The sequence below is a fragment of the Haloactinomyces albus genome (assembly GCF_031458135.1).
Taxonomy (GTDB): Bacteria; Actinomycetota; Actinomycetes; order Mycobacteriales; family Pseudonocardiaceae; genus Haloactinomyces; species Haloactinomyces albus.
The window spans coordinates 4,287,960-4,309,145 of sequence record NZ_JAVDXW010000001.1 but is presented as its reverse complement, the minus strand read 5'-3'; the positions used below and the strand labels follow the sequence as shown (position 1 = coordinate 4,309,145).

19 protein-coding genes are annotated in these 21,186 nt (G+C 68.8%); 3 read left to right on the top strand and 16 right to left on the bottom strand.

What is annotated here, in order from left to right:
* Positions 1-69: 69 nt before the first annotated feature.
* Genes JOF55_RS20310 through JOF55_RS20275 form a run of 8 tightly spaced genes read right to left on the bottom strand, consistent with a single transcriptional unit; the run spans position 70 to position 8,320 of the window.
* Positions 70-507: a hypothetical protein gene (locus tag JOF55_RS20310; RefSeq protein WP_310276770.1), complete on the bottom strand. Its 438-nt coding sequence runs from the start codon at positions 505-507 to the stop codon at positions 70-72.
* A 31-nt stretch (positions 508-538) separates the two neighbouring features.
* Positions 539-1,714, bottom strand: a complete 1,176-nt coding sequence (locus JOF55_RS20305) for a lipid-transfer protein (RefSeq protein ID WP_310276767.1) — start codon at positions 1,712-1,714, stop codon at positions 539-541.
* Positions 1,711-2,148, bottom strand: coding sequence for a MaoC family dehydratase (locus JOF55_RS20300; RefSeq protein ID WP_310276765.1), 438 nt, complete (start codon positions 2,146-2,148; stop codon positions 1,711-1,713). Before JOF55_RS20300 ends, JOF55_RS20305 begins: the two co-directional genes overlap by 4 nt.
* Complete coding sequence (locus JOF55_RS20295; RefSeq protein WP_310276762.1) at positions 2,145-3,263, bottom strand: acyl-CoA dehydrogenase family protein; 1,119 nt, start codon at positions 3,261-3,263, stop codon at positions 2,145-2,147. Before JOF55_RS20295 ends, JOF55_RS20300 begins: the two co-directional genes overlap by 4 nt.
* Positions 3,263-4,222, bottom strand: coding sequence for a bifunctional MaoC family dehydratase N-terminal/OB-fold nucleic acid binding domain-containing protein (locus JOF55_RS20290; RefSeq protein WP_310276759.1), 960 nt, complete (start codon positions 4,220-4,222; stop codon positions 3,263-3,265). Before JOF55_RS20290 ends, JOF55_RS20295 begins: the two co-directional genes overlap by 1 nt.
* The gene (locus JOF55_RS20285; RefSeq protein ID WP_374727567.1) at positions 4,219-5,385 is read right to left on the bottom strand and encodes an acyl-CoA dehydrogenase family protein; all 1,167 of its coding nucleotides are present in this window, start codon (positions 5,383-5,385) and stop codon (positions 4,219-4,221) included. The genes JOF55_RS20290 and JOF55_RS20285 overlap by 4 nt, the downstream gene beginning before the upstream one ends.
* A gap of 32 nt (positions 5,386-5,417) precedes the next feature.
* On the bottom strand, positions 5,418-7,073 hold the full coding sequence (gene casI / locus JOF55_RS20280; protein ID WP_310276753.1) for a steroid-22-oyl-CoA synthetase: 1,656 nt from the start codon (positions 7,071-7,073) through the stop codon (positions 5,418-5,420).
* On the bottom strand, positions 7,070-8,320 hold the full coding sequence (locus tag JOF55_RS20275) for an NADH:flavin oxidoreductase (protein ID WP_310276750.1): 1,251 nt from the start codon (positions 8,318-8,320) through the stop codon (positions 7,070-7,072). Before JOF55_RS20275 ends, casI begins: the two co-directional genes overlap by 4 nt.
* A gap of 172 nt (positions 8,321-8,492) precedes the next feature.
* Here JOF55_RS20275 and casG point away from each other — a divergent pair, with 172 nt between their 5' ends.
* Positions 8,493-10,142, top strand: coding sequence for a steroid-24-oyl-CoA synthetase (gene casG / locus JOF55_RS20270; protein ID WP_310276747.1), 1,650 nt, complete (start codon positions 8,493-8,495; stop codon positions 10,140-10,142).
* Positions 10,143-10,238: 96 nt separating this feature from the next.
* Here the strand turns inward: casG and JOF55_RS20265 are convergent, their stop codons facing one another.
* The 4 genes from JOF55_RS20265 to JOF55_RS20250 are packed head-to-tail and all read right to left on the bottom strand — an operon-like array spanning position 10,239 to position 15,196.
* Entirely contained in the window at positions 10,239-10,895 is a 657-nt protein-coding gene (locus tag JOF55_RS20265) for a PaaI family thioesterase (protein WP_310276745.1), read from the bottom strand.
* The gene (locus tag JOF55_RS20260) at positions 10,892-11,764 is read right to left on the bottom strand and encodes a MaoC/PaaZ C-terminal domain-containing protein (RefSeq protein WP_374727566.1); all 873 of its coding nucleotides are present in this window, start codon (positions 11,762-11,764) and stop codon (positions 10,892-10,894) included. The genes JOF55_RS20265 and JOF55_RS20260 overlap by 4 nt, the downstream gene beginning before the upstream one ends.
* Before the next feature lie 40 nt (positions 11,765-11,804).
* Positions 11,805-14,027, bottom strand: a complete 2,223-nt coding sequence (locus JOF55_RS20255) for an acyl-CoA dehydrogenase family protein (protein ID WP_310276739.1) — start codon at positions 14,025-14,027, stop codon at positions 11,805-11,807.
* A gap of 8 nt (positions 14,028-14,035) precedes the next feature.
* Entirely contained in the window at positions 14,036-15,196 is a 1,161-nt protein-coding gene (locus JOF55_RS20250) for a steroid 3-ketoacyl-CoA thiolase (RefSeq protein WP_310276736.1), read from the bottom strand.
* A gap of 251 nt (positions 15,197-15,447) precedes the next feature.
* Between JOF55_RS20250 and JOF55_RS20245 the strand changes: the two genes are divergently transcribed.
* On the top strand, positions 15,448-16,383 hold the full coding sequence (locus tag JOF55_RS20245; protein ID WP_310276733.1) for a 3-oxoacyl-ACP reductase: 936 nt from the start codon (positions 15,448-15,450) through the stop codon (positions 16,381-16,383).
* Positions 16,384-16,489: 106 nt separating this feature from the next.
* On the opposite strand, the gene JOF55_RS20240 is transcribed toward JOF55_RS20245, so the two are convergent.
* From JOF55_RS20240 to hsaA, 3 genes are all read right to left on the bottom strand, one after another.
* Positions 16,490-17,266 (bottom strand): SDR family oxidoreductase, encoded by a 777-nt coding sequence (locus JOF55_RS20240; protein WP_310276731.1) that lies wholly within the window; start codon positions 17,264-17,266, stop codon positions 16,490-16,492.
* 79 nt (positions 17,267-17,345) lie between these two features.
* Positions 17,346-17,978: a TetR/AcrR family transcriptional regulator gene (locus JOF55_RS20235; protein ID WP_310276729.1), complete on the bottom strand. Its 633-nt coding sequence runs from the start codon at positions 17,976-17,978 to the stop codon at positions 17,346-17,348.
* Positions 17,979-18,043: 65 nt separating this feature from the next.
* Positions 18,044-19,207, bottom strand: a complete 1,164-nt coding sequence (hsaA, locus tag JOF55_RS20230) for a 3-hydroxy-9,10-secoandrosta-1,3,5(10)-triene-9,17-dione monooxygenase oxygenase subunit (protein ID WP_310276726.1) — start codon at positions 19,205-19,207, stop codon at positions 18,044-18,046.
* Positions 19,208-19,410: 203 nt separating this feature from the next.
* On the opposite strand from hsaA, the gene JOF55_RS20225 reads away from it, so the two are divergent.
* Positions 19,411-20,202: an SDR family NAD(P)-dependent oxidoreductase gene (locus JOF55_RS20225; protein ID WP_310276724.1), complete on the top strand. Its 792-nt coding sequence runs from the start codon at positions 19,411-19,413 to the stop codon at positions 20,200-20,202.
* 62 nt (positions 20,203-20,264) lie between these two features.
* Here the strand turns inward: JOF55_RS20225 and JOF55_RS20220 are convergent, their stop codons facing one another.
* Positions 20,265-21,185, bottom strand: coding sequence for a VOC family protein (locus tag JOF55_RS20220; protein ID WP_310276721.1), 921 nt, complete (start codon positions 21,183-21,185; stop codon positions 20,265-20,267).
* Between the last annotated feature and the right edge of the window lies 1 nt (position 21,186).

Here is a 21,186-nt window from a genome sequence, read left to right as displayed (position 1 = left end):
TGGGCAGCGGTTCGGCGAGCGACCCCGCAGTGCCACGAGGTGTCCGGACACGAGCGATGCCGCGAGATCTCACCTCGTGTGCAGGTGCTGATGCATGGCGCACACCTCGTCGACAACGATCTTCGGCTCGTCCAGCGGAATCATGTGGCCGCTGTGCTCGGCGACGACGTGGCGTCCGTACGGGCTGAGTGCGGTGATCCGCCGGTGCACCTCGGTGCGCAGCAGCTCCCGTCCCGCTCGTTCGAAACGATTCGCAGGCTGCAGTCCCGCGGAGATCACGGTCACCGGCACAGCGGGAAGACCGCAGACCGTGGCGAGCTCACTCACCCGGACGTGGGTGTCGACGAGACCGGCGTACTCCGCAGCCAGACCACGCCACCCGCCGACCGTGCGGTGCGTGAGGGCGCCGGCCGCCGCCAGGAACGCCGCCGTATGCGGCGCGTGGGCATCGGCGGCCACCCACCACATACCACGCACCGTCCCCTCGCCCTCACCACATCGACGCACGTCGCATCCGACGATGCCGGATCGATGCTGCTCATCGCTCCGCTCCCAGCACCAGCCCGCTGGTCGGCACACCCGTTCCCGCGGTGACCACGACATTGCCGACCTCGCGCGGCTGGTTGCACGATGTGCCGCGAATGAGCCGGACTGCTTCGGCGATGCCGTTCATGCCGTGCAGGTAGGCTTCGCCGAGCTGCCCGCCGTGGGTATTGGTGGGCAGCCGCCCGTCGAGCTCGAGGTTGCCCTCGGCGATGAAGTCCTTCGCCGTACCGGTGGGGCAGAAACCGAGTTCCTCGAGCTGCGGCAGAACCAGCGGCGTGAAATGGTCGTAGAGCACGGCCGCACCCATATCGTCCGGTCCGAGTCCGCTCTGCGCCCACAGCTGCCGACCCACCAGTCCCATCTCCGGGATCCCGGAAATGCCACGGCGGTAGTAACTGGTCATCATGTGCTGGTCCTTGCCCGACCCCTGCGCCGCCGCGCGGACAGCCACCACCGGGTGCGGCAAGTCGCCCGCACGTTCGGCCGAGACCAGCACGAGCGCCTGCCCACCGTCGGTCTCCTGGCAGCAGTCGAGCAGGTGCAGCGGTTCCGCGATCCAGCGCGAGGCCTGATGGTCGGCCAGCGTGATCGGCTTGCCGTGGAACCAAGCAGCGGGGTTGTTCGCGGCATGCCTGCGATCGGTCACCGCCACCCGACCGAAGTCCTCGCTGGTGGCGCCGTAATCGTGCAGGTAGCGGCGGGCGAACATCGCCACCCACTGCGCGGGCGTGTTCAGCCCGTACGGTGTCATCCAGGAGTACGCCGCGCGGTCCGCTCCGGTGTCCATCGCCCGGTCCGCCTGCCCGAGGCCGTACCGCTCGCCGGATCGCTCGTTGAACGCCCGATAGCACACCACCACCTCGGCCGCGCCGGTCGCGATCGCCATCGCCGCTTGGGCCACCGTGCCGCACGCGGCACCGCCGCCGTAGCCGACACGGGAGAAGAACGTCAGCTCGCCCATCCCGGTGTTGCGTGCGAGGTGGATCTCGGAGCTGGTATCGGCGGTGAACGTCACCAGGCCATCCACATCGGAAGGATCGAGTCCGGCATCCGCGAGCGCTGCCAGCGTCGCCTCACAGGACAGTTGCAGCTCGCTGCGCCCGGACTGCTTGGAGAATTCGGTCGCGCCGATTCCGGCAATCGCCGCGGCGCCGGACAGCGCGCTCACGCGGTGCTCCCCTTCGGAATCGCGATGGTGACCGTCCCGCTGACGTGCACGCCCTCGCTGTTGTCTCCCCGCACCGAGAGCTCCACTCCGCCATCGTCCACAGCGGACACTTCTCCGGAGAGCACCAGCGTGTCCCCCGGGTAGTTCGGTGCTCCGAGCCGGACCCTGATCGATTTCACGGTGGCCGCAGGACCCGCCCAGGACGTGACGAATCGGTCCACCAGCCCGTTGGTGGTCAGGATGTTCATGAAGATGTCCTGCGAACCGCGCTGCCGGGCGAGTTCGGGATCGTGGTGGACGTCCTGGTAGTCGCGACTTGCGATCGCGGTGGCCACGATCATGGTGCGGTCCAGCGGGATGGTGAGCACCGGCAGCTTCTCCCCCACAGCGATCCGGTCGCAGTCTCGGCCGGTGGGAAATCCGGTGGTTGTCATGTCCGCGCACCACTTTCGACGAGAACGGAGCCGAGCCGATCGAGGGTGGCGCTGGGACCACCGAGCAGCCCGGAGATCTGCTTTCCCCAGAGAAAGTGCCGGTGTACCGGGTAGTCGGTGTCCACGCCGATCCCCCCGTGCACGTGCTGAACGCGATGCACCACGTTCAGCCCACTGTCGCCGGCCCACCACTTGGCGACCAGCACCGCGCTCGCGGGCGCGTGACCGTCGGTCAGTTCGGTCACCGCCTGCACCGCCTGCCACAGCGTGACCCGCATGGCGTCGGTCTCGATGTAGCAGTCCGCGAGCTGGTGTTGCACGGCCTGCAGACTGCCCAGGGGCCTGTCGAACTGCACGCGCTCGCGCAGGTACTCGGCGGCATGGGCCAGCGCGCCCTCCGCGACACCGAGCTGCAACGCCGACAGTGCCACCTCCGCCCACCGCAGCACCATGTCGAGTACGCCACCGCCCGGAGCGCCGACCGCCTCGGCCAGGGCCCCGTCGAGCTGCAAGTTCCCGCCGGCATCGTGGTCGGTCGTCTCGCAGTGCTCCCAGCGCAGGTCCTCGGCGTCCGTTGCGGTCAAGAACAGTCCCGGCCCCTGCTCGGTCATCGCGGCCACCAACACCCGATCCGCCCCGAACGGCGTGGGCACGACCGCCTTCACCCCGGTCAACCGCCACCGCGAGCCGTCCGACTTGGCCACACATGCCGGCTCTGCCGCGGCAACGGGTCCGAACTCCTCCAAGGCCACGGTGATCCGTTCCGAGCCGTCGACGACGCCGGGCAGCACGGCCGCCCGCTGCTGCGGCGTGCCGTACTCGGCGATGGCAAGTGCAGCCACCGCCGCCGACCACAGCGGGACCGGTGCCACAACCCTGCCCTGCTCTTGCAGCAGCACGCACAGTCCGCCGATCCCCAGCCCCACGCCGCCGTCGTCCTCGTCGATCACGGTCCCGAGCAGGCCAGCCCGCGCGAGCTGTTCCCACAGCTCGGCATCGATCCGGTTCTCGCCGGCTTCGGCGGCCCGGACGCGCTCGGTGGTGGCGTGGTCGGTGAAGATCTCGCGAGCGAGTCCGCGCACGGTCTCCAGCTCCTCGCCCAGCGTGAAGTCCATTAGGTCTCCTCCGTTGCGGTCGCGCGAAACACCGGCAGGGACAGCTCCGGATCCGCATCCAGCCATTCGAGAGTCACCGGCATGTCGACCCGGACGTCCCCGGGTGCGATGCCGACCAGGTTCGAGATGAGCCGGGTGCCCTCGGCCAGCTCGATCACCGCGACGATGAGCGGATACTCGAATGCGGGATGGCGCGGGTGATGATTCACCACGAAGCTGTGGACACTGCCCCGGCCGCAGGCTTCGACGGTGTCCCAGTCGAAGGAACGGCATTCCGGGCAGCACGGACCGGGTGGGTGCCGCAGGGTCAGGCACGCGGTGCAGCGCTGAATGAGCAGCCGGTGCTCGCGCGCCGCGTCGAACCAGAACCTGTTGTCGGCATTGAGCGCAGGGCGCGGTCGCTGCGCACCCGGCTGCTCGCTCGGCTGCTCGCTCGACTGCTCGGCGGTCCGAAAGCGCAACGTCCGCCAACGTTGCGTCGCGACCGGTTCTCCGCTGCTGTCCCGGTAGGTCTTGCGGGTGGTGACGAAGCGGCCTGCGCCCAGCGCGGTCTCCTTCTCCCCCGAGATCGACTCCACCACCTCGGCCACACCGACGTGGTCGCCGGGCTCGAGCTCGCGCTCGAACCCGAACTCGGAATCGGTGGCGACCACGGAGGTGTATCCGCCTTCGGCAAGCAGCTCCAGCAACTCGCCGGAGGCATCGCCGGAGTCCTCGGGACGCACCGTCGCGGCGTAGCCCCGCATCGTCCATGCCTGCACCATCGACGCCGGCGCCACCACCCCCGCACGTCCGGCGGCGCGGGCCGCCGCGTCGTCGACGTACACCGGGTTGTCGTCGCCCATCGCCTCGGTCCAGTGGCGGATCATCGGCCGGTTCACCGGGTCCTGCCCCGCTCGCCAACCGTGGAGCTCCCGGCCGACGAATGCCTGCAGCCGCTGCTCGTAGTCCTCGCTCATGCGCCACCCCTCGCCCGTGGCAGACCGAGTCCCTGCGTTGCCACCATGTCCCGCAGCACCTCGTTGACTCCTCCACCGAAGGTGTTCACGATTCCCTGCCGCGAAAGCTGCTCGACCTGACCGGCGAGGGCTGCACCCGGCGACTCCGGCCGGATGCGGCCCGCCGCGCCGAGAATGCCCGTCAGAGTCCGCTGCACCTCGATATGCGTCTCGGTTCCATAGATCTTGGCGGCGCCCGCGTCGGCGCCCGAGAGCGTGCCTGCGGCCACCGCACCGGTCATCTTCCAGTTCATCATCCGCATGGCTTCCAGCCGTGCGTAGCTGCGCGCGAAGTCCTGCCGTACCCAGGGCAACTCGATGGCCCCGTTGTCCTTGGCCCAGTCCAGCACCTGCTCCCACAGCTGGATCATGCGCCCGCCGAGCGCTGCCAGGCCGATCCGCTCGTGGTTGAGCTGGGTGGTGATCAACCGCCAGCCGCCGTCGACCTCCCCCACCACGTGGGACTGGGGAACCCGGACTCCGCTGTAGTAGGTCGCCGTCACCATCATCCCGCCGACGGTTCGAATCGGACTCCACGAGAACCCGGGGTCATCGGTCGGCACGATGAGGATCGATATCCCCCGATGTTTCGGCGCGTCCGGGTCGGTGCGGCACGCCAGCCAGACGTGGTCGGCGGTATTGGCTCCGCTGGTGAAGATCTTGCTGCCGTCGACGACGAAATCGTCGCCATCGCGGGCCGCACGCGTCGACAGTGCTGCCAGGTCGGTTCCCGCGCCGGGCTCGGTGTAGCCGATCGCGAACACGATGTCCCCGGAAAGAATTCCCGGCAGGAAACGTTCCTTCTGCTCGGCCGAACCGTGGCTCATCAGCGTCGGGCCGACCGTGTTGACGGTGACGAACGGGAACGGCAGCCCGGCCCGCTGCACCTCGTCGAAGAACACGTACTGGTCCTGGACCGAGCGCCCCTGCCCGCCGTACTCGGTCGGCCAGCCGATCCCGAGCCAGCCGTCGGAGCCGAGTCGTTTGACCACCTCGCGGAACCGGTCACCGCCGACTCCCTGCTCCCCCACACGTCTGCGCTCGTCCGGGGGAAGCAGGTTCGCGAAGTACGCGCGCAGCTCTGTTCGCAGTGCGCGCTGCGCGGCGGTCTCTCGAAGGTCCATCGGCGTCTCCCGTACCTCGTCGGTCTGCGGTCTCACGGCAGGAAGCGCAGCCGACCGCTGGCCGCGAACTCGTCGTGCAGTGCGGTTTTGTCCGCTTCGGTCAGCAGGGCGTATTCCGGTCCGCCCCGGCCCGTCCGGCGGTAGACCGCGTCGGCGGTGCGCCAACCATCGGCCTGCATCTCCTTCTTGCGCAGCTTTCCCGTACCGGTCGTCGGCAGCGCATACGACACCCGCACGAAGCGAGGAGCGCCCTTGGCGCCCAGATCCTGCTGCCCCGCCAGGAAGTCCGGCAGTCCCAGGTCGTCGAAGGACTTCCCCTCGGGGATCTCCAACGCGGCCATCACCTGATCACCCGAGCGCGGATCGGGCACCGCGAACGCGGTCGCCGCCAGCACGTCGCCGTGTCTGCGCAGCACCTGCTCGGTCAGCAGCGCGGAGATGTTCTCGCCGTCCACCCGGATCCAGTCGCCCGAGCGTCCCGCGAAGTAGAAGTAACCGTCCTGATCGAAGTAGCCCAGGTCACCGGTCCAGTACCAACCGTGCCGTACGCGCTCGGCGTTGGCCGTCTCGTTCTTGTAATACCCCTCGAACTTGGCGGCACCCGCGTGATCGACGATCTCGCCGATCGCCTCCTCCGCGTTGCGCACTCGGCCGTGCCCGTCGAGCGAGGCAGGAGGGCACTGCTCCAGGGTGTCCGGGTCGACGATCCGCACACTGTCCTTCGCCGCGACCCCGAGGGCTCCCGGCGGCCCCTCCGGCAGAGGTTTGAGCATCCCCGCACCCTCACTGGAGCCGTATCCTTCGATGAGTCGACACCCGAACCGCCGCAGAAAGGCCTGCTGGTCCTCCGGCGATGCCTCGGTGCCGAAGGCGCGCGTGAGGGTGTTGTCGGCGTCGTCGGGGCGTTCCGGCTGCGCGAGGACGTAGCTGACGGCCTTGCCGACATAGGTGAAAAACGTCGCCTCGAAGCAGCGCACGTCCGGCAGGAAACCGGAGGCGGAGAACTTCGGTGTCAGTGCCACGCACGCCCCGGCGGCCAGTGCCGGGGCCCACAGCGCCATCAGCGCATTGCCGTGGAACAGCGGCATCGGGCAGTAGCAGATGTCGTCGGAGGTGATCTCGTACTTGGTGCTGTTCTGATACCCGAGTCCGGCCAGTCGTCCTTGGGAGCAGATCGCCGCCTTGGAGGCACCGGTCGTGCCGGAGGTGAACAGCAGCAACATGCGGGTCTGCGGGGTGATGGCGGGATCGAGGCTCGGCTGCTCGGCGTGCGCGCTCACCTGATCGTCGTATGCCGGGTCGTCGACCAGCACGAATCGACTGCGGTCCACACCGATGTCGAGCCCGTCGAGAAGTGCCATACCGTCCCGGTCGGTGACGATCAGTTGGCAGTCGGTGTGCCGGACCTCCTGCTCCAGGGCCGAACCACCCCGGGTCGGGTTGATGCCCACGACCGTCGCGCCCGCGAGCGCCGCACCCCCCAGCCAGAACACGTACTCGGCAACGTTGTCGAGCAGGACTCCGATGTGGAACGGTCCCTCGCGGCGCAGCGACCGCGCCAGCGCGGCACGGGCCTCGGAGGCCCGCACCACCTCGTCCCAGGTCCATTCCTGCTGCCGGGTCCGCAGGCCCGGCCGGTCGTCACCCAGCCGGTCCAGCAGCAGCTCGGCGATCGTCTCGTGTCTCACGCGTCCTCCCGTGTCACGGCGGTCTGCGCCTGCCGGGACGCACTGCGCGGGCTCTCGTGCTCGGCGAGGACGCATCTCGTCCCGCTGTAGATGGTGGTCATGCATTTGTTGCAGTGGATGCACAGCGACTTCGCGGTGGCGTCCTCGCGGATCCGGTCGACCAGATCCGGTTCGCGCAGCAGTGCCCGCGCCATCGCCACGAACTGGAAACCTTCCGCCATGGCCCGGTCCATGATCGGCCTGCCGGTGATGCCGCCCAGCAGGATCAGTGGCAGCGTGACGGCCTCGCGGATCTGACGGGCGTCGGCGAGCAGGTAGCCGTCCTGGTACGGGTAGCTCCGCAGCACGTGGTTGCCGACGAGTTTGATGCCGCTCCGCAGCGGCTGCGGCATCGCCGCGGCGAACTCCCGCAGCGGGGCATCGCCCTTGAACAGATACATCGGGTTGGCCAGTGAGCTGCCCGCGGTAAGCTCCAGCGCATCCAGCGCCTCGGTTTCCTCCAGCCAGCGTGCCACCGGGATCGCCTCGTCGAGCCAGAGACCTCCCGGCACGCCGTCGTCCATGTTCAGCTTCGCGATCACCGCGATCCGATTCCCGACGGCTTCTCGCACCGCACGCACGATCTCCAGCGACAGCCGGGCGCGGTCCGGCAGGCTACCGCCGTAGGCGTCGGTGCGGCGGTTGAACTTCGGGCTCAGAAAGGAGCTGGCCAGGTAATTGTGGCCGAGGTGCACTTCCACCGCGTCAAAGCCGGCCTCGGCGGCCATCGCCGCGGCGTCGGCGTGTGCCCGCACGATGCGGTGGAGATCTTCGCGGCTCGCGGCGTGGGTGAAACTCAGCGTGGTCTTGTGGAAGATCCGGCTCGGTGCCAACGCCGGGGCACCGTTGGCTCTCGGGTTGGCCACCGGTCCGGCATGGCCGATCTGAGCCGAGACCGCCGCGCCCTCGGCATGCACCGCCTCGGTGAGCTTGCGCAATCCGGGCAGTGCCTCGGGCCGCCAGAGAATCTGGTGCCGATCGGTGCGTCCCTCCGGTGCCACGGCACAGTAGGCGACGGTGGTCATGCCGACACCACCGGCAGCGTGCCGGACATGGAAGTCGATGAGGTCGTCGGTGACCAGGTTGCGCCTGCTCAGCCCTTCATAGGTCGCCGCTTTGACGATACGGTTGCGTAGCGTGACCGGCCCGAGCTGTGCCGGGGCGAGTACATCGGGGACCTCGCGTTCCGAGGTTCTCGGCAGGTTCATCAAGCAGTCCCATCGTCCGCAGCGCTGTCCTGGCGATCACGACGCTAGTTCCGGCGCCGCCGGATTTCGTCGTGAGTCCCGCTGACCGGGAACGGCATCTGCTTCGTGTCCGTTCATGCGAACAATGGCCTTCCAGCAGAAAGCACACGCTGTCTCGACGAAAGGCATTCGGTTGAGCACATCCCTCGACTCCCAGGAATCGCCCGGTGACATCGTGTCCCGGCTGACCGGCCCCGGCGGAGCGTTCGAACTCGTCGACGACGATGTCCTGGGGACGAGGATGCCGGTGTTCGCCCACCGCGCGGGCTCACTGGGCCAGGTACTGGCCGACTCGTTGCGGTACGGCGACCGGGATTACCTCGTCACCGCGGACCGGCGACTGACCTATCGCGAGCATGCCGCGCAGGTTTGCTCGCTTGCCCTGGCGCTCCGCACGGAGTACGGCGTGGGCAGGGGAGACCGCGTGGCCATCCTCGCCGCCAACGGACCGGAGTGGATCGTCGCCTTCTGGGCCGCGACCTCGATGGGGGCGATCGCCGTCGGCTACAACGCCTGGTGGTCGCCGCAGGAGATCTCCTACGCGCTCGGCCACACGCGTCCCTCCGTGGTGGTCGCCGATGCCAAGCGCGCCGCGCTGATCGGCGAGTCGGACGTCGAAGTACTCACCGTCGAGCACGACGTGCCGCGCCTGGCGCGGAAATACCCGCAGGCACCGTTTCCCGCGTGCGAGGTCGCCGAGGACGATCCCGCAGTGATCGTCTATACCAGCGGCACCACCGGCCGCCCCAAAGGGGCGATGCACTCGCACCGCAACCTGACCTCGGTCATCGAGTACCACCGCATGAACAATGCGCTGGCGCAGGCGTTCGGCGACCCCATGGATCCCGGTGATCGGCGCTACCTGCTGGCGGTGCCGCTCTTCCACATCGCGGGCCTGCACAACCTGGTCGTTCCCCGCATCGCCGACGGCAGCGCGGTGATCATGCACGAGGGCCGTTTCGATGTGGATCGGGTGCTGCGCCTGATCGAGTCCGAACGCGTCAGCAACTGGGGCGCGGTGCCGACCATGGCGCACCGACTGCTCGAGCACGGCGATCTCTCCGAGTACGACCTGTCCTCGCTGACCGCCTTCTCGCTGGCGTCCGCACCGTCCTCGCCTGCGTTCCACCAGCGATTGCGCCACGCACTCCCGGTGGCCGAGCGGTCACTGGTGAACAGTTACGGGCTCACGGAATCGTCGACGGCGATCTCGGTGGCCACCGGCGACGACCTCGCAGCGGACCCGAGCACGCTGGGGCGCCCGATCGCCACGGTCCACCTGGAGGTGCGGGACGCCGACGATAATCCCCTCCCCGAGGGGGAAGAAGGCGAGATCTGCGTCCGCAGCCCGTTCACCATGCTGGGATACTGGGAGGACGAGGAAGCCACCGCCGGCGCCATCCGAGCCGATCGATGGCTGCACACCGGCGACATCGGCGTCGTGGAGCACGGCCGCGTGCGCCTCACCACCCGGCGCTCGGACCTGATCCTGCGCGGCGGTGAGAACGTCTACCCCGCGGAGATCGAGAACGCGCTCGCCGAGCACACGGCGGTGAGTGAATGCCTCGTGCTGGGAATGCCGCATCCCGACCTCGGTCAGCAGGTCGCGGCCGTGGTGGTCACCCACGAGGCCGGCGCGGTGCCCGAAGAAGAGCTGCGCACGTTCCTGCAGCAGCGACTGGCCCACTTCAAAGTGCCGACCCGGTGGCGGATCACGCAGGAACCGCTACCCCGCAGTGCCACCGGCAAGGTCGTCCGAAATCAGGTCACCGTCGAGCCGTGAGCAGTGCTGCGGTTCCGTCCACCGGGACCGACCCGGTGGCAGGGGGCCGTGGCAGGGGGCCGTGGCACCGTGCCACGGCCCCCTGCCGCCCTCGGCTCAGCGCGGACGTGGTGGGTGCTGGGTGACGAACAGCCCCTCCGCGCTGACACAGCACTCGCCGCCCGCGGTGATATCGCCGATGGTGCGAATCTTGCGGCCGTCGACCGACACCTGCCGCCCGGACACGGTCAGCGGCTCGAACAGCGGTGTCGGCCGGTGGTAGCGCAATGTCAGCTCCGCGGTCATACCCGACGGTCCGCTCCAGTGATTGGCGACGCCCAACGTGTGGTCGAGCAGCAGCGCGGAGATCCCGCCGTGCACGTATCCCGGCGGGCCCTGGTACGGCATTCCGAGCGTGGCCACGCCCTGGATCGAGCCGTCCTCGGAACCGGCCAGCGGCAATGGCGGCGCGATCGTGTTCTCGGGCCCTGCCACCGGGTCGTGCCGGGTCACCCCCTCACCCGCCCACATGTCGACCATGCGCTCCTCCATGGCGGGAGCGTGCTCGTCCAGGTAATCCGCGACCGCGTTGAGCTTCGTCGCCACCTCCGCCATTTCCGCGGGAGAGTTGTCACCTGCGTGCAGCAGCGAGGCGACCACCCGGCGAGCAGCAGCGACCGCGGCATCGACGCCCTCGTTGTTCGGCGGTGCGGTCAGCTTCGGGCGCTCCGCACCGCGCGTGCCGGATGTGTCGGGCGAAACGTCGGCGGTCATGATCGGACCTCCGCGGTCGCGTGGCTGAGCACCGGGGCATCGTCACGTTCCGGGCAGGTGGCCGACAGCGCCAGCCCGCCGTCCTGTCGCCACACACCGGTGCGGATCGTCTGGCCGGGGAACACCGACCCGGCGAAGCGCACCGACAGTCCCGTCAACCGCGTCACGTCCCCATCGAGCACGCCGTCGACGAGGGTCTTCGCGAGGATGCCGTAGGACGCCAGACCGTGCAGAATCGGACGGTCGAACCCGGCCGTCCTGGCGAACTCGGGGTCGGCGTGCAGCGGGTTGAGATCACCGTTGACCCGGTAGAGCAGCGCCTGCTCCACGGTGGTCGGTGCGTCCAGCACGTAATCCGGCGCTCGGTCCGGAACGGACGTCTCGGTGTCGGGGCCGGGTGGGCCGCCGAAGCCGCCCTCGCCACGCGCCCAGATCCGCATCGACGTCGTCCACAGCGGCTTGCCGTCATCGCCGGTCGCGGCCTGCTCCAGGACGATCACCGCCGCCTTGCCCTTGTCCCGTACATCGGTCACTCGCGAGGTCACGGTCGCGGTGCCCTCCGGAGGCAACGGACGGTGAACCTGCAGGGCCTGACCGGCGTGCAGGATCTTGCGCAGGTCGATGTCGATACCGGGCAGCTCCGGCCCGGAACTCGCACCGTCACCCGCGGAAGGCCCCTGCCCCGCCACCATCGCGAAGGTCGGCAGCACCCGGAGATCACGCTCGTAGGTGTAGCCCAACTCCGGGTCGGTGGCCGCATCCCGGCCTGCACCGAGACTCAGGTGGTACAGCAGCACGTCACGCCGCGTCCAGCTCACCTCACGAGTGGTGGAATCGGCGCTCAGCGCCTTGTCGAGATCGATCGGCATCATCAACTCCGTTCCGCGGAAAGCGTTCCCATCCGGTACCTCATGACCGCTGTCCCTCTCCGGAATCCGCCTGCGCAGGCTCGGGATCGCGGGGAAGTCCGAGCAGCCGCTCGCCGATGATGTTGAGCTGCACGTCCGTGGTACCGCCCGCGATCGACATGCATCGGGAGTTGAGGAACATCCAGGTGGCCTCGTGCCGTTCGGGGTTGCCGCTCAGGGCCTCGGCACCGGCCCAGTCCATCGCGGTCTCCCACACCTGCTGCACGTGCTCCACGCCGATCAGCTTGGCCACACTGGATTCGGCCCCCGGCTGCTGACCCGACAGCGATCGGATGGTGCTGCGCAGTCCGAACAGCCCACCGGACTGGGCATCGCACAGAATGCCGCCCAGGGTGGTCAACCGCTCGTCATCGAGCTCGAAACCGGTACCTGCCGCGATCGCCAGCAGCGCCTCGCCCCCGCTGCCCAGCGACGAGTTGTGCGAAAGCGACACCCGCTCGTTGGCCAGCGTGGTGCGGGCGAGTTTCCAGCCGTCGCCCGGCTCGGCCACCAGCATTTCGTCGGGGATGAACACGTCGTCGAAGAAGACCTCGTTGAACAGCGCGTCACCGGTGATCTCCCGCAATGGCCGGATGTCGATGCCCGGGGCGGACATGTCCAGCATGAAGTAGGACAGTCCCTTGTGCTTCGGCGCCGAGGGATCGGTACGAGCGAGCAGGATGCCGTGGTGGGCCTCGCGCGCCATCGAGGTCCAGACCTTCTGTCCGTTGATTTTCCAGCCGCCGTCCACCTTCTCCGCTCGGGTGGACAGTCCGGCGAGATCGGAGCCCGCGCCGGGCTCGCTGAACAGCTGGCACCACACGATGTCACCGCGCAGGGTCGCGGGCAGAAACCATTGCTGCTGCTCGGACGTGCCGTGCGCGATCAGTGTCGGCACCACCCAGGCACCGATCACCATGTCGGGCGTGGTCAGCTCGGCCGCGCGCAACTCCTCGTCGATCACCAGCTGCGAAACGGCGTCGGCACCCTTTCCCCAGGGGAACGGCAGGTGGGGTGCGGTGTAGCCGTGCTCGGCGAGGTAGCTCCTGCGGTCGTCGCCGTCGAGCTCGGTCGCCGGTGCCAGCTCCGCACGGACCTCGGCCCGCACTCGCTCGGCTTCCGGCGGCAGCTCGATACCCGGTTCGCGTCGGGTGCCTGCCAGAGTGAGCCGGGCAACGCGCCGCCGCCACCAAGCGGTGGAACCCAGCAGCAACCGCAGTGTCTGCGAGCGCCGCAGATACAGGTTCGCCTCGTGCTCCCAGGTGAAGCCGATACCGCCGAGCGTCTGGATGCAGTCCTTCGTGCAGCAGAAGCTCGCCTCCACACTGGTGGCACCGGCGACAGCCGCCGCGAGCGAGGCCTGGTCCCGATCCTCCACCGCGTCGGGCTGGTTCGCGCGGGCGGCGTCCCAGACGCACACCCTGGCCTGCTCGGCCCGGGTGAGCATGCGTGCGCAGCGGTGCTTGACGCCCTGGAACTGCCCGACCGGGCGGCCGAACTGGTGGCGCACCTTCGCGTACTCGGCGGCGGTGGTGCTCGCCCAGTCCGCCAGGCCGGAGGCTTCCGCGGCGAACAGCGTAGCTGCCAGGTCGACCGGCACCTGCGCGGCCACGTCCAGCACGTCGCCCGCCGGGACGGTCACGCCATCGGCACGAAGCCGCGAGAGCCTGCGGGTCAGGTCGTGGCCTGCCAGGTCGACGGTCTCGACCGCGTTGCGCGGCAGCACCACCCAGGTGGTGCCGTCCCCGTCGCGTGCGGGCAGCACGAAATGGTCCGCGAGATGCCCACCCAGCACGGGGTCCGGCTCGCCGGAGAGCCGGGCTTCGCCGGTATCGGTGCGGGTGAGGATCAGGCTGCCGGGGCGCAGGGCCACTGCCCCGATCGCGGTGCCCTCGGCGAGCTCGGGAAGCAGTCGGCCGTGACCCGCGCGGTGCAGCACCGCGCTCGTCAGCACGGTGGGCAGGAACGGGCCGGGCACCATTCCCCGCCCGAGTTCCTCGGCGACCACCACGAGCTCCAGCAGGCCGTACCCGGAGCCGCCTGCCGCTTCCGGGAGGTGCAGTCCGAGCAGTCCCTGCTCGGCGAGCCGCGACCAGAACGCGGGCAGCTGCTCGGTTTTCGCCTCGACGGTCTCTCGGATCACCTCCGTGGTGATGTGGCGGCTGGTCAACGCTCGTACGGAGTCCCGCAGGTCGCGGTGTTCCTCGGTCAGTCCGATGGTCATGGCTTTCCTCAGATCCGTTCGATGATGGTGGCCGTGGAATGTGCGCCACCTGCGCACATGGTGATCAGCGCGGTCGAGGAGTCGGACCGTTCCAGCTCGTGCACGGCCTGGGTGATCAGCCGAGCACCGGTGGAACCGACCGCATGCCCGAGGGCGATGGCACCGCCGTTGACGTTGACCCGGTCCATGTCCGCCTTGTGCACCTGCGCCCACGACAGCACGACCGAGGCGAATGCTTCGTTGATCTCCACCAGGTCGATGTCGGACATCGCCATCCCGGCCCCGGTCAGCACGTGCTCGGTGGCCGCGATCGGTCCGTCGAGGTGATAGTAGGGGTCAGCGCCGACCATTCCCGAGGCGACGATCCGTGCGCGGGGGCGCATCCCGAGCGCACGCGCCCGCTCGTGACTCATCAGCAGCACCCCGGCCGCGCCGTCGCTGATCTGTGAGGAGTTCCCCGCGGTGTGGAGGCCGTCGGGCAGTACCGGCTGCAGCCCGGCCAGTGCCTCCGCGGTGGTGTCCCGCAGTCCCTGGTCGCGGGTGACCACAGTGGATTCACCTGTCGGCCCCTCCGACCCCATGACCGGCGCGGGCACCGGCACGATCTGGTCGTCGAAACGCCCTTCCGACCAGGCCTGCGCAGCCTTGTGCTGCGAAGCGAGTCCGAGCGCGTCGACCTCGGTGCGGGTGATGCCCCGATTCGCCGCGATGCGCTCCGCCGCGGCGAACTGGTCGGGCATGTCCAGCGACCAGCTCTGCGGGGTGGGCACGCCGGTGTCCGGGGTGATGGCCCGTCCCAGGAAGACGCGACTCATCGATTCGACACCGCAGCCGATACCGGCACTGATGCAGCCCGCCGCGATGAGCCCGGCGATCAGATGCACCGCCTGCTGCGAGGAGCCGCAGGCGCAGTCGATCGTGGTGCACGCGGCCGTGTGGGGCAGGCCTGCGTGCAGCCAGGCGTTGCGGGTGACGTTGTTGGACTGCTCGCCTGCCTGGGTAACGCAACCACCGATCACCTGGCCGACCTCGCTCGGCGCGGTATCCGTGCGGTCCAGCAGCCCTTGCTGCGTGATCCCGAGCAGCTCCGCGGGATGCAGACCGGACAGTGCGCCGTTGCGCCGCCCGACCGGCGTGCGGGCGGCGTCGACGATGACGGCCTCAGCCATGTTCTCTCCTCGTGCGTTCGGGCTCCCGATGCGGGGAGCGGGGACCTGCGGCACTGCTCAGGGCACTTCGACCCGAGCAGGTTCGCCAGGTTCGAAAACCACGCCAAAAAACTAGAATGAATTATCGTTGAGCGCAAGAGGGCACAAGATCAAGGGAATATGGCTCTCCTATGGAACTTGCACATTTCTATAATGAATACTAGTTTCTGTCCCGTTGGCCTGAAGCTTGTCCGAGGAACAGGAGCAGCACGGTGAGTGAAACAACCAGCTTGGCCGGCCGCGCCGCAGTCGTCACCGGAGCCGGTGCGGGGCTGGGCCGGGCGGAAGCCTTGGCCCTCGCCGCACGCGGTGCCGACGTCGTCGTCAACGACATGGGCCCGGCCGCCGATGCCGTTGTCGACGAGATCAAGGCACTCGGCCGCCAAGCGATCGCGGTGACCGGCGACGTCGGCGACTGGGGCCTGGGCGACCGCCTCGTGCAGGCCGCCGTGGAGACGTTCGGCAGCCTCGACATCGTCGTCAACAACGCGGGCGTGCTGCGCGACACCATGCTGTTCAACCTCACCGAACCCGAGTGGGACGACGTGCTCCGAGTACACCTGAAAGGTCATGCCTCGGTCTCCCGCGCAGCAGCGGCGCACTGGCGGAAGGCGAGCAAGTCCGCGGGTGGTCCCGTATACGGCCGGGTCATCGACACCACGTCGGAGGCGTTCCTGTTCGGCGCAGCGGGCCAGCCCAACTACTCCGCCGCCAAGGCGGGCATCACCGCGCTGATGCTCTCAACCGCGCAGGGCCTGTCCCGCTACGGAGTGCGCACCAACGCGATCTGCCCGCGTGCCCGCACCAGCATGACCGCCCACGTGTTCGCGGACGATCCGCAGGACGACGCGCACCTCGACATCCTCGCGCCGGAGCGGGTGGGCACCTTCGTCAGCTACCTGGCATCCCCGGCCGCCGACGAGATCAACGGCCAGGTCTTCGTCGTCTACGGTGACATGATCGCGCTGCTTGCCGCCCCGACGGTCGAGCAGAAGTTCACCGCCGCCGACGGCACCTTCAGCGTCGAGGAGATCGAGGAGAAGGTCACACCCTACTTCTCGGGCCGCAGCCCTTACCACAACTACGCCGCCTACAGCGTGGCGCAACTGGACACCACCGGCATCGAGAACGTCGCCGGTACGCATTGACACTCGCAGTGCATTCGGCGAGCGGGAGTCACCTGGTGCGATCCTCGCTCGCCGAGTCAGCGACGAATCGCCCGGTTCGCCCGCGGGCAATCCGGGCGAACCCCGCTCAGAACACCTCCGGGCCGCGCAAGGTGGCCTCGGCACCGCCGTCCACATACAGGACCTGCCCGGTGATGTGGGTATTCTCGGTGCCGACGAGCCAACTCAGGGAGCGTGCGATCACCTCGGGTTCGGCGTAGCCGTTCAGCGGCATGGGGACAGCCGTATCGGCCACCTTGCGCATCTGCTCATCCTCCAACAGCGGCGCCGTCATCGGGGTCAGCACCACCCCGGGCGCCACCGCGTTCACCGGGATACCCGCATCCGCCCAGCCGGGCGAGACGCACGTCCGGCGCAGCCACCGGGAAACGGCCACTTTGGACGACGGGTAGAGCAGGGACGCATCGCCGCGCTCCACCGCCGCCTCGGCGTATTGCACGGCTGTTTTCTCGTCACCGGCCAGGCAGGCGTCCACAATGTCCTCGTCGAACGTCTGGGTGCCCGAGATCGAGCCGACGACGGCGACCCGAGGCCGCTGCGCGGCTGCCAGCTCGGGCCGGAGTGCCTCGACGAACTCCGCGGTGCCGAAGTAGTTCACACCGACGGTTCCCGGCCGTGGGGCGGTACTCCCCGCGCAACCGACCAATGCGTCCAGCACACCGGCACATCGCCGGGACACCTCGTCCGCGGCCTGCTGCCGCCCTTGCGAGGTGGACAGATCGGCACACACCTCGGTGCCGTGCAGATCCACTCCGATCACCGTGTCGCCCTGCTCCGTCAGCAGCCCGGCCAGTGCCCGACCGATCCCGGAAGCGGCCCCGGTGACCGCGATGCAACGTGACATGCCGGCTTCTCCTTTTCGCGACATTCGGCCGAGCGAGGATGCTAGCGACGGTCTCGCCGTCGCAGGGTGCTGCTCCCGGTCAGCGAGAATCCCGGCCGTCCGCCGCGGTGTTGGAGCGTGGCGCAAGCAGCAGGTGGCAGGCCATCCGGAGATCGGACTCGGTGTCCGGCAGGGGCGTCCGGCCGTTCAGGCTCGCGGTCAGCACGCCGTGCCAGCACTGCACCAGCAACCGGACCAGCGTGATGTCCTGCGCGGTGGGGGCATCGATACCCAGCGTCCGCAGGACGAGGTCACGGAACATGTTGTCGATGCGCCCGGTGTCGGGGATCGTCGCCGCATGGGCACTGGAGTTCGATTGCAGCATCGCGATCGCCAGCAACGGCCTGCTCAGCAGATGTCTGCTGGCACGCACCAGCAGCTCGGCCACCGCTTCCTCCGGGTCCTCGCCGGGCGCAGGCACGGGCGTGGTCTCGTCGAGCCGCTCCACCTGGTCTGCCATCACGCCGGTGAACAGATGTGTCTTGGACGGGAAGTAGCGGTACAGCGTACCGATCGCGACACCGGCATCCTTGGCCACATCGTGCATCTGAACGCGCTCGAGCCCGCTTTCGGCCGCCAGATTCGCGGCGGCATGCAGGATCCGACGGTACCGGGCCTTCTGCCGCGGTGAGCTCGGCTCCGCCGCCGGCCTGGCTGCGGCGATTCTCGGCACTGCTCCTCCTCTTGGCCAAACGATCCGGCCGGGCACGATAAACCGTGACCTGTTGACCATATCTCTCAGATGAGATTGTCCTCGACGGTCAGCCCGAAGGCACCCTTGCCGTACATCGCGAGCGCACGTTCGGCATCGTTGGCCACGTGCACACTGCCGGCGTGGGCATCCCGCCAGGCACGTTCGATCGGGTTGCCGCGCTTCAGCGAACGCCCACCCGCGGCCTTGAACAGCAGGTCGATCGCCTCCAGCGCTCGCTCGGTGCCGCGTGCCTGGTCTCTGCGGGCACGCAGGCGCAGTTCCATCGAGATCTCATCGGCTTCGGCGCTGCGGTAGAGCTCGGCGATATTGCGATCCATCTGTAGTACCGCCGCGTCGATCTCGGATGCGGCGCGCGCCACCGCGACCTGGGCGAATTGGTCCTCGACGAATCGTCCACCACCGAGACTGAGCCGCGCCCGGTCTCGCATCGCAGAGAGATAATGCTGGTATCCCCCCGCGACCGCGCCGATCACCGGCGCTGCGATCGCGGAGGTGAAGATCGCACCGAACGGCATTCGATAGAGCGGACCGGAGTTCACCTGCTGCCCCGGCCCGCGCAGCTGCGAGTGATCGTAATTGCGCATGACCCGGTGCTCCGGCACGAACGCCTGGTCGACGGTGATGTCGTTGCTGCCGGTGCCGCGAAGTCCCATCACGTCCCACACATCGATGATCTCGTAGTCGGCGCGCGGCACCAGCACCGTCAGGAAGTCCACCGGCCTGCCGCTCTCACCGACCACGACGGCTCCGAGCAGTGCCCACGCCGCGTGATCACAACCGGAGGAGAAGCTCCAGTGCCCGCTGAGCCGGTAGCCGCCGTCCACCGGAGTCAGCCGCCCCACCGGGGCGTAGGACGAGCAGAGGAGAGTGTCCGGATCGGTTCCCCAGACATCGTCCTGCGCCCGCTCGCTGAACAGGCCGAGCTGCCAGGGGTGCACCCCGACGACGGCGGTGACCCAGCCGGTCGAACCGCAGGCACCCGCGATCGCCCGAATCACCTCGTAGAACTGCACCGGATCCCCCTCGGAGCCGCCGCAGCGCTTCGGCTGCAGCATCCGGAACACGCCCGCGTCGACCAGCTCCCGCATGGTCTGCTCGGAGATCAGCCGGTTCTCGTCCGCGGACTCGGCTCGCTCCGCGATGCTCGGCAACAGTGGGTGGACAGCAGCCAGGACATCGCCGGTCATCGTGCTCCTCTACCGCATGCGTCGGACGGGTCATCGACGATGGTGCTTCGAGCCGACGGCGTCATGTGCCGTGCTTCCGGTCAGTGGGATCGTGCCACCCCTGTGTCGCGCCACGGGCTTACCTTTCCCCCGGGGTATCGGGCACCGGAGAACGAGACGGCGGCCACCGGTCAACTCCGCCTGCAATCCGGAAAGGAAACCGCATGATCGACACACGCAAGTACGGTCCGTGGGCAGTCATCGCGGGCGGCTCCGAAGGTGTGGGAGCCTCGTTCGCCGAGCAGCTTGCCGATGCGGGCATCAACCTGGTGCTGATCGCCCGCAAGCCGGAGCCGCTCGCCGAGACCGCAGCGGCGATGCGGGCGAAAGGGGTGCAGGTACGCACCATCGAACTCGACCTGCTCGATCCGACCGCGATCGACACCGTGCGTGCCGACACCGACGACCTCGACGTCGGCCTGCTGATCTTCAACGCCGGTGCCAACAGCTACGGCCATGATTTCGTCACCGGCGAGCTGGGCCGGGTGCAAGGCGTCATCGACCTCAACATCACCGCGCAGCTCGCGCTCACCCACCACTTCGGCGCGTTGCTGGCCGAGCGCGGCCACGGCGGGATCATGCTTGTCGGCTCGTTGGCGGGCTACCTGGGCCAGCCGGAAATCAGCGTCTACTCGGCCGTGAAGGCGTTCAGCCGCGTGTTCGCCGAGGGGCTGTGGCTGGAGTTGCGTGAACGCGGGGTCGACGTGCTCGAGCTGGTGCTGGGCGTCACTCGAACGCCCGCGATGGAGCGTGCCGGACTGAACTTCGACACCCCCGGCCTCGATGTCGCCGAGCCGGCGGACGTGGCGCGGGAAGGCTTGGCGCACCTGGCCGATGGGCCGGTATGGGTGGCGGGCGGCAACCAGGCAGCTGCCGAGAAGCGCAGCGGGTTTCCGCGCGCCGAGCTTGCGCTCGGCGCTCTCGAGGCCTCCCGGCGGCTGCTGCCCACGGAGTGAGGCGGAGCTCGCGGTTTCCGGTAAAACCGCGAGCCTCCTACCCCACTGCTACGCAGGCCGTCTTATGATTTCATGTCGAATGCCGCCAATGGTTCGGAATCCGACCAGTCGTGCCCCCAGTAGCTGTCGGCGGTGATCTCCTCGGCGGTGTAGTGGCGCTCGTCGACCAACATCCCCTCGGTGCCGTATTCGATGTCCCAGCCACCGGGAGCGCGCACGTAGAACGAAACCATCTTGTCGTTGGTGTGCCTGCCCAGAGTGGAGGACAGCGAGAAGCCGAGCCGCCGAACGTTGTCCAGCGCCCGCCCGACCGCGTCGAGGCTGTCGGCCTCCACCATCAGGTGCACCAGGCCGGGGTCCGCACCGTGTGGGGCCGGGCAGACCGCCAGACTGTGATGGCGCTGGTTGACTCCCATGAACCGCACGCGGCGCGGCGGGGCGTCCGAAGCGCCACCGCCGAGCCGAATCGCGCCGCGTGGCAGGAAACCGAGCACCTCGGTGTAGAAAGCGACCGTCTCCTCCATACAGGTGGTCGGCAGTACCACGTGCCCCATGCCCTGCTCGCCGGTGACGAACCGATGGCCGAATCCGGTGATCACCGGGCTGTGGTCGAGAATCGGGGCGAAGAACACCTCGGTGGGCGTACCGGCCGGGTCGTCGAAGGCGATCCCCTGTTCGACACCGCGCTCGTCGGCCTCGTCCTGCGAGAGCCTCTTCACCGCCGTTCCGGAGGTCTCGACGGCACGCGCCACCGCGTCGAGCGCAGACCCGTCGCGCACCTCCCAACCGACGGCCAGTACCCGGTCGGTGTCACCGGGCAGCACGGCCAGCCTGGCCCGGCGCTCGTCCATCCGCAGGTACAGCCCGTCGGGATGCGGACCGGAACCGACCTGGAAACCGAGCGCGTCGACGGTGAGCTCCCGCCACCGCGCGACGTCGCGGGTCTGGACCTTCAGGTAGCCAAGGCCACGGATTTCGGTCATG